This is a genomic window from Shewanella indica, from assembly GCF_002836975.1.
In the GTDB taxonomy this organism is placed as follows: Bacteria; Pseudomonadota; Gammaproteobacteria; order Enterobacterales; family Shewanellaceae; genus Shewanella; species Shewanella indica.
In genome coordinates this window covers 25,314-44,176 of the sequence record NZ_NIJK01000011.1, presented here as the reverse complement: position 1 = coordinate 44,176, position 18,863 = coordinate 25,314, and the positions used below count along the sequence as shown (strand labels likewise).

The window sequence follows — 18,863 nt, the reverse complement described above, 5'->3', positions numbered from 1 at the left end:
AATGCTTCCTCACGCTCGGGATCAGTAATTCAGTTCTTCTATAGTCTTGAACTGGTTGGTAAATACGCAGATATCGCCGGCTATGGTCAGCGACTTCTCGGCAATATCACGGGCACCCAGTTCGGTGTTTTCCAGCAGCGCCAACGCCGCGGCCTGGGCATAGTTGCCACCTGAGCCTATGGCGATAAGATCATGCTCCGGCTGCACCACATCGCCGTTACCTGTGATGATCAGTGAGCTTTCATGATCGGCCACCACCAACATGGCTTCGAGTTTCCGTAAGGCTCTGTCGCTGCGCCAGTCTTTGGCCAGCTCGACCGCCGACTTCATCAAATGCCCCTGATGCATTTCCAGTTTTGCCTCGAAGCGTTCAAACAGGGTAAAGGCATCGGCGGTGCCACCGGCAAAACCGGCCAATACTTTATTGTGGTACAGGCGGCGTACTTTGCGGGCATTGCCTTTCATCACAGTGTTGCCCAGAGACACTTGGCCGTCGCCGGCGACAACAACCTGATTATTACGGCGTACAGATACGATAGTGGTCACGATAGATCCTCTTCTCGGGCGGACGGCGCGTCCGTCATGGGTCAAATCCCCAGGGTCTGCTGCATGAAACGGCCCATTGGGGCACAGCAAGGCCAACTAATGAGGTAATAGTTTTCTATATGGGGTTGGGGACAGGAATATCAAGTGCCAGGCAGCGGCTTTCGTGCTGAAAAACAAAAAGGCTGCAAATCTCATTGTTTGCAGCCTTTAAATTGAGGAGGGGAGTTTAATCTTCCCAGAACCAGATCATACAGCCGTTGAGACCGGCTCTTTGCAGCACGTGGCGCTGCCGCTCGGCATCGCGCTTGCTGTCATAGGGGCCGAGTACCACTTTGTACCAGACACCACTGGTGCCTTGCACCTTGCGCACCTGGGCTTCAAGCCCCTGGAAGGCGATCACGGCTTTCATCTCGTCGGCCTGGGATTGCACCCGGAAGGAACCGCACTGCATCTGATAAGGGCGAGATGGCTTGTTGCTCTCTTCCGGCAGATCCACTTCTACCTGTTTGTTTTCCAGCTCCTTGAGGTAGGTCCACTCCTCTTTGGGCTTGGGCGGCAAGGCGTTGGGGTCTTTCTTCTGTGGCACCGGCTTAGTCTGTGGCTGAGGTTGAACCACTTCGGCCTCGGGGGCGCTGCTCTTCAGGCTCCAGAGGAAATAGCCAAAGCCGGCCACCACGGCCACTACCACCACAAGCAACAGCACAGGAAAGCCTTGCCTGGGCTGCGGTTGCTTGCGAGCGCCTCGCTTGGCTGGCTTGCGGGGCTTGGGTTTGCTATTGGCGTAATCGCGTCCCATGGATTACATGCGCTCCAGAGTCTCGATACCCAGCAGTGACAGGCCCTGCTTAAGGGTCTTGGCGGTCAACTGAGACAGCAGCAGACGGCTGTGCTTCTGGGTTTCGTTATCGGCCGCCAGCACGGGGCAGGCTTCGTAGAAGCTGGAGAAGGCGCCGGCCAGTTCAAACAGATAACCACAAAGTACATGGGGTTGGCCCTTGTCGACCATACGGGCAAGGATTTCACCGAACTGGGCCAGCTTGTTGCCCAGCTCTTTTTCCTTGTCGTGTTCCAGAGCGATAACGGCATTGCTCAGATCCACATCTTCGGCCCGCTTGAAGATCCCGGCAACCCGGGTATAGGCGTACAGCAGGTATGGCGCTGTGTTGCCTTCAAAGCTCAGCATCTGATCGAAGCTGAAGATATAGTCGCTGGCGCGGTTCTTCGACAGATCGGCGTATTTCACCGAGGCGATGCCGACTACTCGGGCGATTTCGGCCAGGGTGTCTTCGTCCATGTCGGGGTTCTTGCTGCGTACCAGCTCCAGCGCCCTGACATTGGCTTCATCGAGCAGGTCCACCAGTTTCACCACCCCACCGCTGCGGGTCTTGAATGGGCGGCCGTCTTCACCGTTCATGGTGCCAAAGCCCATGTGTTCCAGTGTCATTTCCGGGCGCACAAAACCTGCGGTGCGGGCCAGGCTGAACACTTGCTGGAAGTGCAGCGCCTGGCGCAGATCTACGAAGTAGAGGGCGCGATCGGCATGCAGGGTACCCGAGCGATAGCGCATGGCCGCCAGGTCTGTGGTGGCATAGAGATAGCCGCCATCGGCCTTCTGAATGATCACCGGCAGGGCTTCACCGTCTTTGTTACGGAATTCTTCCTGGAATACTACCTTGGCGCCGTTACTTTCAGACAGCAAGCCTTGGGCATCCAGATCTTTGACTACCTGTTCCAGATCGTCGTTGTAAGCGCTTTCACCATGGACATCGGCGCGGGTCAGGCTGACGCCCAGGCGCTGATATACGTCATGGCAGTGGCTCAGAGAGATATCGTTGAACTCACGCCACAGCTTATTGCAGTACTCGTCACCGGATTGCAGCTCGACCACCAACTGGCGGGCGCGGGTGGCAAACTCGGCCGACTCGTCGAAACGCAGTTTGGCAGCGCGATAGAAGCTTTCCAGATCCGACAGCTCCAGGTTGGCGTTTTCGCCATTTTGTGCCCGCAGCTCTTCCATATAGGCCAGCAACATGCCGAACTGGGTACCCCAGTCGCCGACGTGGTTTTGGCGGATCACCTTGTGACCGAGAAACTCCAGCGCCCGCACAACGCTGTCGCCAATGATGGTGGAGCGCAGGTGGCCCACATGCATCTCTTTGGCGAGGTTGGGGGAGGAGTAGTCCACTACCACGGTTTGCGACTTGGGCAGACTCACACCCAGATGCTCGTCGGCCAGTGCCGCCTGCAGCTGTTTGGCCAGGGCATTGTCATCTATAAAGAAGTTGATAAAGCCGGGGCCGGCTATCTCTACCTTGGCCACATGGCCTGAGGCAGGCAGGTTGTCGATGATCAGTTGTGCCAGTTCCCGAGGTGGTTTGCCGGCAGCCTTGGTCAGCATCATGGCCAGGTTGGTGGCCAAGTCGCCGTGACTCTTATCCTTGGTTCGGTCTACCTGAATCCTTGGCGCAGTCTCTTCGGGGATCAACCCCTGTTGTTTCAAAGTGGCTACTGTCTGTTCAAGCAAAGATTGGATATGTGATTTCATTGGCGTTTTATCGACACTGACTGATAAAGGTTAAAAGGGGAATAACCGCACATTCTAGCGCTTTCGGCAGTAACATTGCTATCACCAGTATGGTTTTATCAGCAAATTTTGTTGTTGTCTGGGTTTGCTGTTGCCTGTGACCTTTTAAGATCACTGTTATTGATAAAGATGGATGAATCTTTTTTTAAGAATCACTGATTTTCGTTTTTGGGGAGTATGATGTCGATTCTGTCTTCCCCCAAGTGCCGATTTTGCCATCGGTATGTGTCGATAGTTTCAATGGAGATATAGATGCTGGACTCCATCACCACAGTGTTACAAGCCATTTGGCAACAGGATTTTACCGCGCTGCATGCTCCGGGTATCGCCCTGAGTATCTATGTGTGCATCTTCAGTTTTATTTTCCTGGAGAGTGCTTTGCTGCCGGCGGCCCCCTTGCCTTGTGACAGTGTGGTAATCCTCTCAGGCACCCTGGCGGGGATGGGGATCCTCAACCCTTGGCTGGTGTTTCTGTTGTTGTTTGTGGCGGCTGCAGCCGGCAGTTATTTGGCGTTTGTTCAGGGGCGGCTGCTCAATCGTTTGCCCAAGGTGCAGGGCTGGGTCTACAAGGTGCCGCCCGACAGCCTGGCGGCAGTGGATAAACTCCTTGCTCGCCATGGGTTGGTGGCACTCTTCTGTGCCCGTTTTCTGCCGCTGGTGCGTTCGCTGTTGCCTTTGGTGATGGGCGTGCGCATGGCCTGTATCAAGAGCTTCTATTTTTTTGCGGCCCTGAGCGCCTTCTTCTGGGTGGGGCTGTTGGTATCACTGGGCTATATGATGCCGTTTCTGCCGGAGCGGATCAGCAAGCTGTTGACCATGGCGCTGATGGCGGCGCCGGTGATCACTCTGGTATTGGCGCTCGGCAGTTGGCTGACCTATAAGTTGCTGCGCAAGCCGCAGGATAAGCAGGGGCCTCACGGTCAATTCTGAGCCGGATTAAAGTTGTTAAAGGGAATTGGAGCAGATCCTGCGGACTCTTATCAGTTACAGCAGATCCTGCGGATCTCGATCCAGACTCCAGCGGCAGCGCTTGGCCTCGGGCAGCTGTTCGGCCTGAGGTAACAGCTGTTCAAACACCTGTTGCAGCCTGCGTCTATCCTTGGCCTGGGCCAACAACTGGCGTCGATACTTGCCCGCCTTGCGATCCAGCGGCGCCGGCAGCGGGCCTATCACTTCAAAATCCTTGTCCATGGGTAACATGGCGGCGAAGGCTGCCAGAAAGGCATCGGCATCCTCGGCGCGGTGTGATTCGGCGCGGATCAGCACCATATGCCAGGCCGGGGGCAATAGTGCCTGCTGGCGTTCATTGAGCTGACTGCGGGCAAACTCGCCATAGCCTCTGTGAAGCAGGTCCCTGAGTAAGGGGTTGTCGCTCTGATGGGTCTGCAGCAGCACAGTGCCAGGCTTGTTGGCGCGACCGGCGCGACCTGCTACCTGGGTATAGAGTTGGCCGAATCGCTCTGGAGCTCGAAAATCGGCGCTGAACAGGGCGCCATCCACATCCAGCAGCCCCACCAGGGTGACATCGGGAAAATGATGTCCCTTGGCCAACATCTGGGTGCCTACCAATATCTTGTATTCGCCGCGATGAATAGCGCTTAAGTGCTGTTCCAGCGAGCCTTTACGGCTGGTGGTATCCCGGTCGATTCGCACCACGGGATACTCGGGAAACTCCTTGCTGAGCGCCGCCTCCAATTGCTCCGTGCCTATGCCCTGGCCTTGTAACATGGTGCTGCCGCAGTTGTGGCACTGGCGTGGAATCGCGTATTGGTTGCCGCAGTGGTGGCAGCGAATTTCGCCGAGTGATTGGTGCAGGGTGAAAAATGCATCACAGCGATCGCACTCATGCAGATGGCCACATTCGTGGCACAGCAGGGCTGGGGCAAAGCCGCGGCGATTGAGAAACAGCAACACCTGGTTACCGGCCTGCAGATGCAGGCGCATCTCGTTCAGCAGCGGTTGCGACATGCCCGCCTGCAGCGGTTGGTTGCGGATATCTATCAGTCCCTGACGCACCTTGAGGGCATTGCCGGCCCGCTCTCCCAATTTTAGATGCTGATAGCGGCCGCTGAGGGCGTTTTGCAGGCTCTCCAGCGACGGCGTCGCGCTGCCCAGCAGCACAGGAACCTGCTCCAGGTGGCCACGCATGACGGCCAGATCCCGGGCGTGATAACCCACGCCTTCCTGCTGTTTGAAACTGCTGTCGTGTTCCTCATCGAGAATGATGATCCCGGGCCAGGCCATGGGAGTGAACAGCGCCGAGCGGGTGCCGATTATGATGGCCGCCTCGCCACTGCGGGCCAGGCGCCAGGCGTCGAGGCGCTGCTTGTCGGTCAGGCCGGAATGGATCACGGCAACCGTGACTTTGAATCTGCGTTTGAACCTGTTAATGGTTTGCGGCGTCAGGCCGATTTCCGGCACCAGGATCAGCGCTTGTTTACCTGCTTTGAGTATGGTTTCCAGTACCGCCAGATAGACTTCTGTCTTGCCTGAGCCTGTGATCCCTTCCAGCAAGCTGCACTGATAGCCGCTCTGGGCATTGAGGCTGGCGACCGCCACGGCTTGCTCTGGGTTGAGTCTGTGGGGTTCTTCCCCCAGTTCAAGCTTTTGCCGCCATTCAAGATTGGCGCTGACTGACCGCTCTCTCTGCTCGGCCCAGCCCTTGTCCAGCAGCCCCTTGATGGCACTCTTGCTCAGCTCCAGTGCATTGACCTCTTCAGTGGTCAGTTCCCCCAGTTTGAGCTGTTGCAGCAGTTTGCGTTGGGCGGGAGCCCGTTTCAACGACTCCAGCGTGGCCTCCTGGCCCGCACTGGTCAGACACAGATAACTGATTTTCTCCGGCGCGGCATCTGCACCCTTGCGCAGCGCTACCGGTAGGGCCTGGGTCAACATCTGCCCCTGGCTGCAGAAATAGTATCTGGCGGCCCAGAGGGTCAGTTGGTACAGCGCCGGTGGCAGCAATGGCGCGCTGTCCAGCACTTGATATACCGGCTTGAGTTGTTTGGGCTCGAGTTCGCACTCATCACTCAGGCCTGTCACCAGGCCTATGAGTTGCTGGCGGCCAAAGGGCACCCGCACCCGCATCCCCGGCTCGAGTGGCCAGGGACAGGCTTTGGGCATCAGGTAACTGAAGTTCTGCCGCATGGGAACGGGAAGGGCAACTTCGACAAACTGCGGCATAGTCAGAATTTTCGCAAATGATCACGGCACATGTTGCCCGTCAGTTTACTCAGGCTAGAATGAGAGAACCAGCCCCGGAAACAAAAAGCTGCAAAAACCGCAGCTTGAATTTGCTGACTTAACGAATCCAAACCAAAGAACCTAAACCAGAGAACCTAAGCCCGAGGATCCAAGCCGGATAGCTTAAACTGGGTAATTTAAAATCAAACAGAGAGGATAGGGATGAGAGCGGGTTTACTGATGCTTGTACTCATGTTGCTAACGTCTGTTACCAGAGCAGAAACCGCCCATGTCAGTATCAATCAAAGAATGTTTGAGCTTGGGCACCTGCCCATGCTCAAGGTCAATGTGGTGGCCGACAGTGAGGATATGACTCGGCTGGAGTTTATTGTCAGGCAGCAAGGTGCGGCGGAAAAACTCATGGTGCAACCCATTAACCGTTACATGGTGTTGCTGCTGGGGATAGATGAAGTGACCGACAAGCAGGCAGAATTGTTGGTGCGGGAATACCGAATCAATCGCTGGCATGAACTCAAACGCTTGCCCTTGTTCGATACATCGGTGCCTGTGGCGCTGCGTTCCAACCGTGCCCGGGTCTTTGGTGAGCAGATGCCGAGTGAGTCACAGCGGGCTGCAGTGCAAGCCACAACAGGAGCAAGCGAAGCTGTGCAATTGTCAGCCGTTCAAGCTCAAAGGGTTCAAGAGGTCGCCGTTCAAGCCGATGCCGAGCCTCAAAGTCCTGGTATGTCCTCGGCCTCTCAAGCCGTTGCCGCGCCAGACTCACAGGTGAAGGCGCCGCCAATTGAGAAGCGTGAGCCGGGATGCATGCTGGATTTCGATGGTACGGAAACCCTCTGGCGGGTGGCCAGCCGCTATGCCGAGAACAACCATACCCATGTCTATGGCGCCATGCTGGCTATTTTTGAGGCCAATCCCAAGGCCTTCAGCCGCGGTAATATCCGCAACCTTCGCAGTGATGCCAAGCTGCACTGCCCCAGTAGCCGCTTGCTGCAGTCCTATGAGGATAAAGCCGCGGCCAAAGAAAAGTTCGAGCAGATGTAGTCACCTACTTGTCAGCGCTGGGCAGATACTGTACTATTCTGCGCCCTGAACTTTTGATATTAACCGCATGTGGTGTCCGACTTCGGGTTGGAAGAGCGACATGGCCTTAACTTGAGGTAACCCCAATGAAACCAGGTATCCATCCTGAATACGCAGAAATCACTGCAACTTGTACTTGTGGCAATGTCATCAAAGTAAACTCTACTGCAGGCAAAGCTCTGCACTTGGACGTTTGCGGTGCATGTCACCCTTTCTACACTGGTACTCAGAAAGTTGTTGATACCGGTGGTCGTATCGACAAGTTCAACAAGCGTTTCGGTATGCTGGGCAAGAAGTAATTGCCACTGCAACCAATCGAAAAGGCGTCCATGGGACGCCTTTTTTGTTGCTTCAGGAGTCATGCTGTTGTGACTCAGTTCGGAGGCTTCCTGGTTAATGAGAGTTTGATGTTGAGTAGTGTTTGCCGTCGGGCCTGTTATCTAGAGATGTAAGTGTTACACCCTGGGTTCCAGGGGAATTGCAGTGAGCCACGCATTGCATCCAGTAGCCGATGCAGGGCACACATGGGACTTGTTCACAGCTTCCTTATGTTCAATATTTACGGGAGTGATACCTCTTATTTGCATGCTTTTTATCCCATCCGACAAGTTAACTCAGAGTGCTGATGGAACTTGTTAAAACCTTTCTTATTCCTAATCCTGAAAATAAAGTTATTTATTAAATAATAAAATACTTATCAATAATTGAAATAATATATGTCCTATATGATTTTCATTCTCATATTCGTTGTTTATGTTTTAATAATACATATTTTTTGAGTCTTTTTAAATTGTGATTCATATCAATCATGCAATTATTATGCAACTATTTCGTTGTTACATTTTGTTTCGTTAATTATTTCAACCTCTACCCATTTGGTTAACGACTTTGTTTTTTTTAATTGTTATTCAAGGTGTTATCTTTAGTCAATTTATTGGCATTTATTGGTTATGATGTGATTTTGAGTGATCGGTGTCATATTGTTGTGTTGTTTTGTATGTTCATCCCAAATTTGAAATATGGAAATGCAACATTTGATAATTCGAAAAGTGAATGCCTTAGAATTGTGTTTGGGAGAAAACGGTCTCCTTTTTAAGTGAAATAGATAATAAAGGCCGGAGAATGATTAAATCTATCAATAAAGGCTGGAGTTTTTGCCTATATGCGCTAAGCGCTGTCTTATTGTTTTCAACTGCTTTTGTTCAGGCTACCCCTTGGGATAATTTAACTGCAACCGAGCTTGAACAGCAATTAGCTGAAAAGTTCAGTGATGGGAAATATTCCCCTAAAGGCGCAGACTCCTGTCTGATGTGCCATAAAAAAGATCCCAAAGTTATGGCGCTGTTTAAAGGAACCCATGGCGGGATGAATAATAGCCGTTTACCTATGGCTGGACTTCAATGTGAAGCTTGTCATGGCCCCATGGGTAAGCATAACCGTGGCGGTAAGGAGCCTATGATAAGCTTCGGCCCGGAGTCCAAACTCTCAGCTGAAAGTCAGAATAGTGTTTGCCTTGATTGTCACCAGAATACGGAACAGATGGCTTGGCACAACAGTTTGCATAATCTGGAGCAGGTAGCCTGTGCCGATTGCCATCAGGTGCATGCCGCCGAAGACCCCATGCTCAATCCTTTGCGGATCAACGAGGCCTGCACCAGCTGCCATACCCGTGCCAAGGCCGATATGAGCAAGCGTTCATCCCATCCGCTCAAGTGGGATCAGATGACCTGTATCGATTGCCACAACCCTCATGGTTCCTTGACCGAAAGTGCACTGAAACAGAGCAGTATCAATACCACTTGCTATGAATGTCATGCCGACAAGCGTGGCCCTGTATTGTGGGAACATGCTCCTGTGGTGGAAAACTGCGCCAACTGCCACAACGCTCACGGCAGTGTGAACGAAGCCTTGTTGAAAGCCCGGGTACCCCAGTTATGTCAACAATGCCATGCCGACGATGGTCATGCCTCAAGAGCTGTATCTCAAAGTGGTATTAACGCTTTTGGCTCCGGCAAGAGTTGTTTGAACTGCCACAGCCAAATCCATGGTTCTAATCATCCAGCCGGCAGTGTGCTGTCCCGTTAAGCAGGAGTGTTGAAGATGAGATTTCCTTTGAATCTGTTGACTGTGGCACTACTGGGTGTTTCAGGAACTGTTGTGGCTGCCGATTTTGGGGTTAGCCGTGCCAATACAGATAAGGTCAATACTGCCGGTTTTCAATGTCGGCAGTGTCAGTTGACGCCAGGCTTGGCCGGTGAGGCTACAGTGAATGCCGGGTACAACGACAGTGATGATATCCACAGCGGTAATGCTTTTGGTGATGATCATGATGGTATCGTCGCCAGTGTCGATGCTGCACTTGGTTACCGCACCGAAAACGGGTATCGCAGCCAACTGCGGGCCCATAATTTGGGTCAGGATAACGGCTTTGTCAGCCTTAAAAGCGGTCGCCCCGGCAAGTACCAGATGACGCTGGATTATCGCAGCTTGACCCGTTATGAGAACGGCAACGTTGGCACCGGACTTTGGCATAACCAGGGTATGCTGCAACCCGATGATACCCTGCGTTACCTGGATCTGGAACTGGAGCGGCAGCAGGCTGGAATAGGCTTTCGCTATGACTTCGGTCAATTGGCCCAAATCGGTGATCTGAGCAGCTATGTTCGCTATGACAGAGAGGAAAAACAGGGCCACCGCAGTGCCAGTTTGATGACTCCAAGGCCGGTCAACTTCGCTTTGCCGGTGGATGAGAGCAACGACAAGTTGCGGGCCGGGTTACAGCTCAGCGGCGACAATTGGTTTACTGAATTGGCGTATCAAGGTAGCCAATACAAGAATGACATCAACAATTTAAGTCTGCCTTATGCCAGTGATATCTACAGCGCCGCACCGGACAATCAGGCCCATCAACTGACATTGAACGGCCAGTACCGGTTGAGCAACACGGTGATCAGCTGCCGGGCAATTGCCGGACGGATGATCCAAGATGAAGGCCTGATCCAGATGACGGGAAATCCGCTGCAAAGCTGGGATGGTCAGGTAGATACCCTGGACGCCAATCTGGCCGTCAGCACCTTGGTCAATAGTCGTTTGCGCCTGGGGGGACAATTGGATTACCGCAAGCACGACAATGATTCTACTGTTGCCGAATTTGTGCAGCTTGAATTCAACCCAGTCAGTGGCGCTATTCGGCAAAATCCTTTGCTGGATTCTGAACGTCAGGCACTGAAACTCAATGCCAGCTACCGCTTGGCGCCGGGTTACCGACTCCAGACTGGTTACGACTTCAAACAGCTTGATCGCAGCTATGGTGAGCGGGAAGAAACCCGTGACCACAACCTGTGGGCCAAGCTGGGTATGCAGCTTTTTACTCCGCTGAAGCTTGATCTGAAAGCCAGTTTTGGTGAGCGGGATGGCAGCCGCTATGAGGCGGCCGAACTGACCTCCAGCGAAACCCAGAGCCTGCTGCGCAAGTATCACCTGGCTGATCGACGCCGGACCGCAATGGAACTTGGGTTGCAGTACACACCGCTGAGCTGGATGACGTTGGACCTGAACAGTCACTATGCCTTTGATGATTATCAAGAAACAGTCATTGGTCTTACTGAATCCCGCGATTATGGCTATGACCTGAACCTGACAATGCAGTTGAGTAAGCAACTGAGTGTTTACGGTTTCGTTGGCCAGCAGTGGATTGCATCGAAACAGAGTGGCGACCAAAGCGCGACTTGGTATGGCGACATCGATGACAGCTTTATCAACCTTGGGGCAGGTATCGCCTATAGCGGCTTGCTGGACGACCGCCTGACCTTGGGGGCTGACTATCAATTTGCCGATTCCGAGGGGGAAACCTGTATTGGAAGCGCTCAGTACGATGACTATTACAGTTTTAATCATAGTGTTGAGCTATACGGCCGCTACCACTTGAATGATGCCATGGCTCTGAAAGTGTCGTACCGGTACGAGCGTTACTTCGATACCGATGGCAGCGATGTCGGTATTGATGCCGCCACCGGCCTGACTACTTTGGGCGTATTGAATCATAACTATAACGCCCATCAGCTGATGTTCTCTTTCAGCTACCTGTTGCCTTGAGCAAACTTAAATCGTGAGGATAAATATAATGGAACGCAGAAGTTTCTTGAAAATGAGTGCCGCCCTGGGTTGCGCTGCAACAGTGTCTGGCTGTAATTCCAGCTCTGATGACGCCAATGTTGTCCCGCCAAAGCCACCTGTCAGTGATGAGCAGATAAACTGGTCATCCTGCTTGGTTAACTGTGGCTCCAACTGTCCGATTAAAGTGTTCAGTCGTGATGGCATTATTACCCGGGTAGAGACAGATCATGAGGTAGAAGATGTCTACGGTCTTCATCAAATTCGTGCCTGCGCCCGTGGTCGTTCGTTGCGCCAACGTGCATATGCACCGGATCGCCTGAAAACACCAATGAAACGGGTAGGGGAAAGGGGAGAAGCCAAGTTTGTGCCGATCACCTGGGATGAAGCAACTCAAACCATCGCAGATAATTTGCAGCGGGTGATCAATCAATATGGTAACAAAGCCGTATTCCGCAGCTATGGCTCAGGCGCCTATTATGGCTTTGCCTCCAATGCCTGTTTTAACCGCTTGTTTAACCTGGTAGGTGGTTGCCTTAACGCTTACGGCAACTACTCTTGGGCTCAGCAGATGGAAGCGGCCAAACATACTTTCGGGACAGGGAGTACTCAAGGCTCGTCGACCATAACTCTGGAACACAGTGACTTTTTCCTGGGCTTTGGTTACAACCCAAGTGAAATTCGTCAATCCGGATCGGGTGAAGGGTACGACTACCTGCAGGCCTTGATGAAAAATAATGGCCTTAAAGTGGTGATGATTGATCCTCGCTATACCGATTCTATGCTGGGCAAAGAGTCCATGTGGTTGCCTATTCGTCCCGGAACCGATGCGGCGTTTGCCGAAGCTGTTGCTTTCGAGATGATCAGCACAGGTTGGGTAGATGCCAATTCACTTGGCTTTATCAATGAGTATGCAGTGGGGTATGACGCGGCCTCCATTGAGAAACAAAAAGCATTGTTTGCTGCTAGCAGTGATGCCAAAGAGCAAGAATATGCGGCCTGTATGGACAGCAGCGATAACTACCATGATTACATCATGGGGGTTGGTAAGTTTGCCGCTCAAGGCGCGCGCACGCCTGAATGGGCCGAGAAAATTACTGGCATCAGCGCTGCTTATATCCGTCAGGTGGCCGAAGATCTGATGAATGCCAAGGCTCCCTATATTGTGGCAGGTGCCGGGGTTAACCGCCAGGCCAACGGTGAACAGAGTATGCGTGCCCTGTATATGCTTTCTGTACTGACAGGTAAGCTGGGTACTCTGGGGGCGTCCAATGGTGAACTGCCTTATATGAGCAGCATGTCACGTGCAGGTATTCCTACGGGTTCCAACCCGGTTAAGGAAGCTATCTCCTTCTTTACCTGGACTGAAGCGATTGAAAACGGTGAGAATTTTACTGCACGTACTCACGGTATTCGCGGAACTGCGGATCCCGATGAGAAACTGGGCAGCAATATTCATTTTGTGTTCAGTGCCTCGGATAGTTCTTTGCTGAACCAGCACGCTGAAATCAATAACACAGCGCGTATTTTACGTGATGCTGAAGACTTGTTTATCGTTTCCTGCGATTGCTGGATGACTCCAGGGGCTAAGTTTGCCGATATCATACTTCCCGATACCAGTTGGCTGGAGTCCAATGACTTGGTGAATGACTCATATGCCTCAGGTTCGCTTGGGTATTTGACCGCCATGTCTGCCGCGGTAAAACCTATGTGGGATTGTAAGTCCATGTATGAAGCCGCTGCTATGATCGCAGAGAAAATGGGTGTTGGTCAGCTGTTCACTGAAGGCAAAACCGAAGCTGATTGGTTGGAAGAACTTTATCAGAAAACCAAGAGTGCCAGTGCAAACCTAGGTGTCAGCCCGGCTTTCCCTGCCAGCTATAAAGAGGCCCAGAAGATAGGGGTATTCCGCAAGAATATGGGCGACAAATATGTTGCTCTGGATAGCTATGTCAATGGTGGCAAAGCGTTATCTACGCCTTCAGGCAAGATAGAGATTTATTCTGCAGAGCTGGCTTGGCGCGCCAAAAACTGGGAACAGAACAAGGTAAAAGGTGACTCCATTACAGCCATTCCTCAGTACACGGTGACTTGGGATGGTTATGAGGATCAGGACGCCATAGATGCAGGCTTCCCGCTGCAACTTGCAGGTTATCACACCAAGGGGCGCACTCACTCCAGCTACCACAACGTGCCTTGGTTGCGTGAGGCTGTGGAAGATGCTGTGTGGATTAACCCCATCGACGCGGCTGCCTATCAGTTGACTGCCGGTGATGTGGTCGAAATGTACAACGAGCGGGGATCTATTGAGGTCAAGGTTCGGGTTACTCCTCGAGTGGCGCCAGGCGTCGTGGCATTGGGGCAAGGGGCCTGGTACCTGGCTGATGCCAATGGCCGCATTGGACAGTCCGGAAAAGTGATCGATGTCGGCGGGGCAATCAATACTCTGACCCGTTATATCCCAAGCCCGGTGGCCAAGGGGAATCCTCAACACACCAACCGTGTTCAGCTCATCAAAAAAGCGTAAGGGAGCACTTGTAAATGAATCAATCTACTCAATACGGCTTTTATGTCGATACCACCAAGTGCACTGGTTGCAAGGCCTGTCATGTATCTTGCAAAGACCGTCAGGGTGATTTGCTGCGCGCCAATAATAAACCTTTGGCCAATGGCGTCCCCAGCCTGAAAGGCGTCACCTGGCGCCGGGTTTATGAATACTGTGGTGGTAGCTGGTCTGTGGATCCCAATACCCAGACTTATAGTCAGGATGTATTTGCTTATTATATGTCCATTGGCTGTAACCATTGCAGCGAACCTGTGTGCGTCAAAGCCTGTCCAACCGGTGCTATGCACAAGCGTCGTGAAGATGGTTTGGTGCATGTCGAAGAGTCTCTGTGTATTGGCTGTGAAAGCTGTGCCAGAGCTTGTCCGTACGACGCACCACAGATAGATAGAGAGCGTAAAGTGATGACCAAATGCGATGGTTGTCACGAACGCTTGGCTGAAGGGCGCCAACCTGTCTGTGTTGAGTCCTGCCCAATGCGAGCGCTGGACTTTGATACCATGGACAACTTGCGCGCCAAGTATGGTGACGGTGATGGTCATATCGCCCCCTTGCCCAGTGAATCGATAACTTCCCCTAACCTGATCATCAAGGCAAACCGCCATGGTCAACCCGCGGGAAGTGGTGCCGGCAAGGTGCTTAACCCTACTGAGGTGTAACTGGAAAACAGGCGCCCGTGGGCGCCTGTTTTTGTCCATCAGGAGATAAGATGTCTAAGTCTTTGTCTAATATAGATTTCATTCAATATCAAGGGATAGCACGTCTTCTGCATCATCTGCTTTACGGCTACCCTAAACCTGAGTTGATCACCGAATTAAAGGTCAATCAAGTTGCCGAGACTTGGCCTGAGCTGGCTGCTCGAGACGGTAACAGGATCGGTAGGGAAGCACTGGCTAACTATTTGCAGCAATGGGACGAGACTCAATTTCTGGATCTGCAACTTGACTATGGACAACTGTTTTTCGGTCCCGGTGAGCCTAAAGCTGTACCTTATGGTTCTGTTTATTTGGGTGAAGAACAAGTGTTGAATGACAGAAGCACTCTGGCGTTGATGGATTTTTATCAGGTTCATGATGTCAGTTTGCAGCTACCGGCAAGGGATCCGGTCGATCATATCGGCCTGTTCTTTAGCGTGTTGGATGCCAGTTTTGGACGCTTGGCAGCAGAGCCGGATAACCAGAGATTAGTGCGTTTTACTCAGGTATTACTGCAACAGCATCTTCTTCCTTGGGCGGAGCGCTGCCTTGAGTTGGCTGCCGAGCATGCACAAACTGAGTTTTATTTTGCAGTTGCATTGCTGGCCAGGGATTTTTTGCTGCAGCTGACAGAGGATTTTAATCTCNGAGCATGCACAAACTGAGTTTTATTTTGCAGTTGCATTGCTGGCCAGGGATTTTTTGCTGCAGCTGACAGAGGATTTTAATCTCATACCTATGCCTGCAAGATTGTTTCGGTAAGAGGAGTCTGGGGTGAGTGTTATTCATGCTTTGGGAGCTCAGTGGCAGAAGGCCGAATTTGCAGAGCATTTGGCTAAGGCCCTGGCAACCCGTCCTGCGGTTTGCGAGTTATCCGGTGGGGCTACCTCTTTGACCACCCTGTGTAACCTGGTAGCGGCCATCAGTTATCGGCCCGATGATCCCCGCTTTAGCCAAACACAGATAGATGATGGTCTACTGTTATCTGTATTTTTTGATTGTTTCAGGCTCTTGTTTATCAAGGAAGTACAGCAAGAATCAATCACTCAGGCCGAGCAGCAGATACTGCATTTGGCCCCCAAGTTGGCAGCCGAGCTGTCCGTCGGGGCCCTGAGCGAATCTCAGCAACTGCAGCGGCAGCAATTGTTGGAGATCAGCTCTCAGTTGGAGTCCTTATATACACAGCGACGCCAACTCAGTCGCAATATGGGGTGAAGTTAAACTGAGAGTTTAATCGAGCACAAACAGGGTTTGCTGTAGCCCTACCGCTTCACCGTTTTCTGCCAGTATGGCTTTCACCGTGCCGCTCTGTTCTGCCTTGACCGGATTGAGGGATTTCATGGTTTGCACATAGCCCAGTACTGTGCCCGGCTCAACTTCTGTGCCCAATTCCACCAAGGGGACGCCATGGTCGCCGGCGCTGCGTAAAAAGGTGCCGGCCACAGGCGCCAACACTTGCACGCTGTCATTACCAATACTGAAACAGGCCTGGGGTTGTTGTGGGCCAAAACGGCGGATACGCACGGCTTCCTGGCCTTCAGTGATTTCCAGCTCATTGATGCCGGATTCCTGCACCAATTCGATCAGTTTTTTGATTTTACGTATGTCCATCGTCATTCTCAGTACTAAAGGGTGACAGGACCTTCCTTTGCTCAGCCTTGTTTGAGCGCCTCTATGGCGGCTTCCAGGGCAAATTCATAACCCTTTGGCCCCAGTCCCACTATCACTCCTTTGGCCTTGTCGGAAAAGAAGGAATGATGGCGAAACGGCTCCCTGGCATGCACATTGGAAAGGTGCACTTCAATGAAAGGAATGGCGACCCCCAGCAGGGCATCTCTGAGTGCCACGCTGGTGTGGGTAAAGGCGGCCGGGTTGATGATCACAAAACCGGCATCTGTGTTGTGGATAGCTTCTATGAGCTGGTATTCGGCATTGGACTGAATATGCTCCAGTTTTACTCCGGCGGCAAGCGCCTTGTCCTGCAATCCCTGCACCAGTTGCTCCAGCGTCCGCTGGCCGTAATGTTCCGGCTCTCTGCGACCAAGCAGGTTGAGATTGGGGCCATTCACCAAGAGTATTTTTGCCTGACTGCTCATATTGTTTTCCTTGCCTTAAGGGAGAGTTCGCACCTGAATTTGTGCCTCCCTGATTTCAGCAAAAGCTGTCGAATTTGTCGACCAATAGCCGCACAATCGCTGCACATTCCTTTCAGTTGCCAGCAATTATTGTCTATTCCGGCGGCAAGACTGGTCTTATCAGAAGCGGATTTTATTCTGCCGCAGCGATTTCACTTCACCGCGTTGCTTTTTGCTGTCGACCCGGCGCCTTTGGCTGGCGCGGGTGGCCTTGGTGGGAATACGTTTCTTGGTTACTTCGCCGACCGAAGCAACCAGTTCGATAAACTGTTGTAAGGCTGTCTGGCGGTTGGCGTCCTGGCTGCGGCTCTGTTGGCATTTGATAATGATCTTGCCGCTTTGAGTAATGCGGTGATCTGTCTTGGTCAGCAGCTTTTCCTTGTAGAAGTCCGGCAGCGATGAGGCCTTGATGTCGAAGATGAGTTGCGCCGCCGTGGAGACTTTATTCAGGTGCTGGCCTCCGGCACCACTGGAACGGACAAATTGCCATTCGATTTCATTTTCTGAAACTTGGACACGGTTTGAGATCTTTATCATGGCAAAATAATTGTTTTTTGAGGCAGTCGCTATATTACCATCCCATGGAAGCGTTTACTTCCTCCATAGTGCGGAGAGTCTTGTAAGACTAAACTTCCTGTATGGGATAACCCATAGTCATCAGATGCCGTGCCATAAGCCGGTATCGAAGGTTCAATGGAGCTTTGCTTATGTTGTGTCAAATTCCGGATATTGCCAAAGGCGTGATCAGCTTGTTTGCCAGTGGCCGTATCACTGCCGAGGATTACCGCACATATCTGCGTCCCGCCATCAAGAGTTACCGCCAGGAGTGGGGCCAGGTCTGTCTTTATATAGAGGCAGATGTATTGTTGGAAGGCTGGGAGATGGCCTCCCTCTCGGGAGCCGGTGAAGTGCAACTGCCTCCATTTGATGCCTTGGTGTTTGTCGGTGGCCCGGATTGGGTCGGCAATGCGGTGCGTCTGCTGGGGCCCTTTGTCAGCGCTGAACTGGCTTGGTATCCGCTGGAACATAAAGACGAGGCTATTCGTTGGATAGCCAAACGTTCGGCCTGCTAGTTGTCAAAACCGCCTATAGGGTAAAGCCGGTTATTCTGCTATTCTGTGGCGATTAAGTAACTCAGATAAGGAAATTTCGATGTCATTATCCAAAATTTTTGCTGCATCTTTGGCGCTGGCTTTTGCCGCTGGATTGAGTGCTTGTGCCCCTGAAGTGGGCAGCGAAGCTTGGTGTAAGCAGATGGATGAAAAGCCCAAGGGTGATTGGAGCGCCAATGAAGCGGCCGATTACGCCAAACATTGTGTGTTTAAATAACTGAACTTTATCTTGGCCTGTAGGTCTATTTGGGCACGGGCCATTTTTTACCCTTAACCGGAATTATCCTTGACTGTATTTGTCCGCAAACTGACTCATATGCTTATCGCCTTGGTGGTGCTGCAATTTTGCGCCGCTAATCTTGGCGCGCATCAGTTGCATCTGGGCAATCCGGCTGAGGAAGAGAGTAACCATCCTCATCTCAAGTTTGTCACCGAAGTCACAGTGATCAGCCAGTGTATCGATTGTACCTGTGAGTCAGAGACTTCATCCGGGATGGAGGTTTCCCGAGTGACTCATAGTCATCTGCATTCTCATACTGAGTCCCAACAGTTTGATCTCTGCCTCGACTGTCAATGTCATGGTGGTCACCTGTCTTTGCCGGTGACTCTGGCTCAGAGCCCGACTCCCTTGATGCACGCCAGGCCCCAGAGTCTGGAGCCCGCTTTCCAACCCTATTTCTCCACCCCAGATTACCGCCCCCCAATAGCTTGATTAACTGATTTCAGTGTTTGTGGTGCCCAGGCATGGTTTGCCTGTATTCCATGGCGCTTGTCTTGAGCTGTCTGTAGTCAGAGCCTTTAACCGCTTTATTTCAACAGCTTGAATCATCTCAT

The 18,863-nt window shown here is 52.2% G+C and carries 19 protein-coding genes; 12 read left to right on the top strand and 7 right to left on the bottom strand.

Annotated features, from left to right (window positions below):
• Positions 1–21 precede the first annotated feature (21 nt).
• The 3 genes from hslV to argS form a co-directional block, all read right to left on the bottom strand.
• Positions 22–546: an ATP-dependent protease subunit HslV gene (gene hslV, locus CX650_RS03030; protein ID WP_025009255.1), complete on the bottom strand. Its 525-nt coding sequence runs from the start codon at positions 544–546 to the stop codon at positions 22–24.
• 226 nt (positions 547–772) lie between these two features.
• Positions 773–1,342 (bottom strand): SPOR domain-containing protein, encoded by a 570-nt coding sequence (locus CX650_RS03025; RefSeq protein ID WP_101094994.1) that lies wholly within the window; start codon positions 1,340–1,342, stop codon positions 773–775.
• Positions 1,343–1,345: 3 nt separating this feature from the next.
• The gene (gene argS, locus CX650_RS03020; RefSeq protein ID WP_039034830.1) at positions 1,346–3,091 is read right to left on the bottom strand and encodes an arginine--tRNA ligase; all 1,746 of its coding nucleotides are present in this window, start codon (positions 3,089–3,091) and stop codon (positions 1,346–1,348) included.
• A 291-nt stretch (positions 3,092–3,382) separates the two neighbouring features.
• Here argS and CX650_RS03015 point away from each other — a divergent pair, with 291 nt between their 5' ends.
• Positions 3,383–4,060 (top strand): DedA family protein, encoded by a 678-nt coding sequence (locus tag CX650_RS03015; RefSeq protein WP_101094993.1) that lies wholly within the window; start codon positions 3,383–3,385, stop codon positions 4,058–4,060.
• Between the two features lie 54 nt (positions 4,061–4,114).
• On the opposite strand, the gene priA is transcribed toward CX650_RS03015, so the two are convergent.
• Positions 4,115–6,310, bottom strand: coding sequence for a primosomal protein N' (gene priA / locus CX650_RS03010; protein ID WP_101094992.1), 2,196 nt, complete (start codon positions 6,308–6,310; stop codon positions 4,115–4,117).
• A gap of 240 nt (positions 6,311–6,550) precedes the next feature.
• Here priA and CX650_RS03005 point away from each other — a divergent pair, with 240 nt between their 5' ends.
• The 8 genes from CX650_RS03005 (at position 6,551) to CX650_RS02970 (ending at position 15,997) form a co-directional block, all read left to right on the top strand.
• Positions 6,551–7,372 carry a FimV/HubP family polar landmark protein gene (locus CX650_RS03005; RefSeq protein WP_157822985.1) on the top strand — a complete coding sequence of 274 codons (822 nt, stop codon included), beginning with the start codon at positions 6,551–6,553 and terminating at the stop codon, positions 7,370–7,372.
• 125 nt (positions 7,373–7,497) lie between these two features.
• Positions 7,498–7,710, top strand: a complete 213-nt coding sequence (gene rpmE, locus CX650_RS03000) for a 50S ribosomal protein L31 (protein ID WP_025009259.1) — start codon at positions 7,498–7,500, stop codon at positions 7,708–7,710.
• An 823-nt stretch (positions 7,711–8,533) separates the two neighbouring features.
• The gene (locus CX650_RS02995) at positions 8,534–9,496 is read left to right on the top strand and encodes a DmsE family decaheme c-type cytochrome (RefSeq protein WP_101094990.1); all 963 of its coding nucleotides are present in this window, start codon (positions 8,534–8,536) and stop codon (positions 9,494–9,496) included.
• A gap of 15 nt (positions 9,497–9,511) precedes the next feature.
• Positions 9,512–11,506 (top strand): MtrB/PioB family decaheme-associated outer membrane protein, encoded by a 1,995-nt coding sequence (locus tag CX650_RS02990; protein ID WP_101094989.1) that lies wholly within the window; start codon positions 9,512–9,514, stop codon positions 11,504–11,506.
• A 28-nt stretch (positions 11,507–11,534) separates the two neighbouring features.
• Positions 11,535–14,051: a DMSO/selenate family reductase complex A subunit gene (locus CX650_RS02985; RefSeq protein ID WP_039034825.1), complete on the top strand. Its 2,517-nt coding sequence runs from the start codon at positions 11,535–11,537 to the stop codon at positions 14,049–14,051.
• Positions 14,052–14,065: 14 nt separating this feature from the next.
• Positions 14,066–14,746 (top strand): DMSO/selenate family reductase complex B subunit, encoded by a 681-nt coding sequence (locus CX650_RS02980; protein ID WP_039034824.1) that lies wholly within the window; start codon positions 14,066–14,068, stop codon positions 14,744–14,746.
• Positions 14,747–14,796: 50 nt separating this feature from the next.
• A complete protein-coding gene (locus tag CX650_RS02975) occupies positions 14,797–15,447 on the top strand; it encodes a TorD/DmsD family molecular chaperone (protein WP_101094988.1) in 651 nt (216 codons plus the stop codon).
• A gap of 109 nt (positions 15,448–15,556) precedes the next feature.
• Entirely contained in the window at positions 15,557–15,997 is a 441-nt protein-coding gene (locus CX650_RS02970; protein WP_039034823.1) for a hypothetical protein, read from the top strand.
• Between the two features lie 15 nt (positions 15,998–16,012).
• On the opposite strand, the gene CX650_RS02965 is transcribed toward CX650_RS02970, so the two are convergent.
• The 3 genes from CX650_RS02965 to arfB form a co-directional block, all read right to left on the bottom strand.
• Positions 16,013–16,393 carry an acetyl-CoA carboxylase biotin carboxyl carrier protein gene (locus CX650_RS02965; protein WP_039034822.1) on the bottom strand — a complete coding sequence of 127 codons (381 nt, stop codon included), beginning with the start codon at positions 16,391–16,393 and terminating at the stop codon, positions 16,013–16,015.
• A 41-nt stretch (positions 16,394–16,434) separates the two neighbouring features.
• Complete coding sequence (aroQ, locus tag CX650_RS02960) at positions 16,435–16,878, bottom strand: type II 3-dehydroquinate dehydratase (protein WP_039034821.1); 444 nt, start codon at positions 16,876–16,878, stop codon at positions 16,435–16,437.
• Positions 16,879–17,037: 159 nt separating this feature from the next.
• Entirely contained in the window at positions 17,038–17,454 is a 417-nt protein-coding gene (gene arfB / locus CX650_RS02955; protein WP_071475514.1) for an alternative ribosome rescue aminoacyl-tRNA hydrolase ArfB, read from the bottom strand.
• 170 nt (positions 17,455–17,624) lie between these two features.
• Here arfB and CX650_RS02950 point away from each other — a divergent pair, with 170 nt between their 5' ends.
• The 3 genes from CX650_RS02950 (at position 17,625) to CX650_RS02940 (ending at position 18,741) form a co-directional block, all read left to right on the top strand.
• Complete coding sequence (locus CX650_RS02950) at positions 17,625–17,990, top strand: SpoIIAA family protein (protein WP_025009267.1); 366 nt, start codon at positions 17,625–17,627, stop codon at positions 17,988–17,990.
• A gap of 79 nt (positions 17,991–18,069) precedes the next feature.
• Positions 18,070–18,246, top strand: coding sequence for a DUF3012 domain-containing protein (locus CX650_RS02945; RefSeq protein ID WP_039034819.1), 177 nt, complete (start codon positions 18,070–18,072; stop codon positions 18,244–18,246).
• Positions 18,247–18,336: 90 nt separating this feature from the next.
• Complete coding sequence (locus tag CX650_RS02940) at positions 18,337–18,741, top strand: hypothetical protein (RefSeq protein WP_373297559.1); 405 nt, start codon at positions 18,337–18,339, stop codon at positions 18,739–18,741.
• Positions 18,742–18,863: the final 122 nt, after the last annotated feature.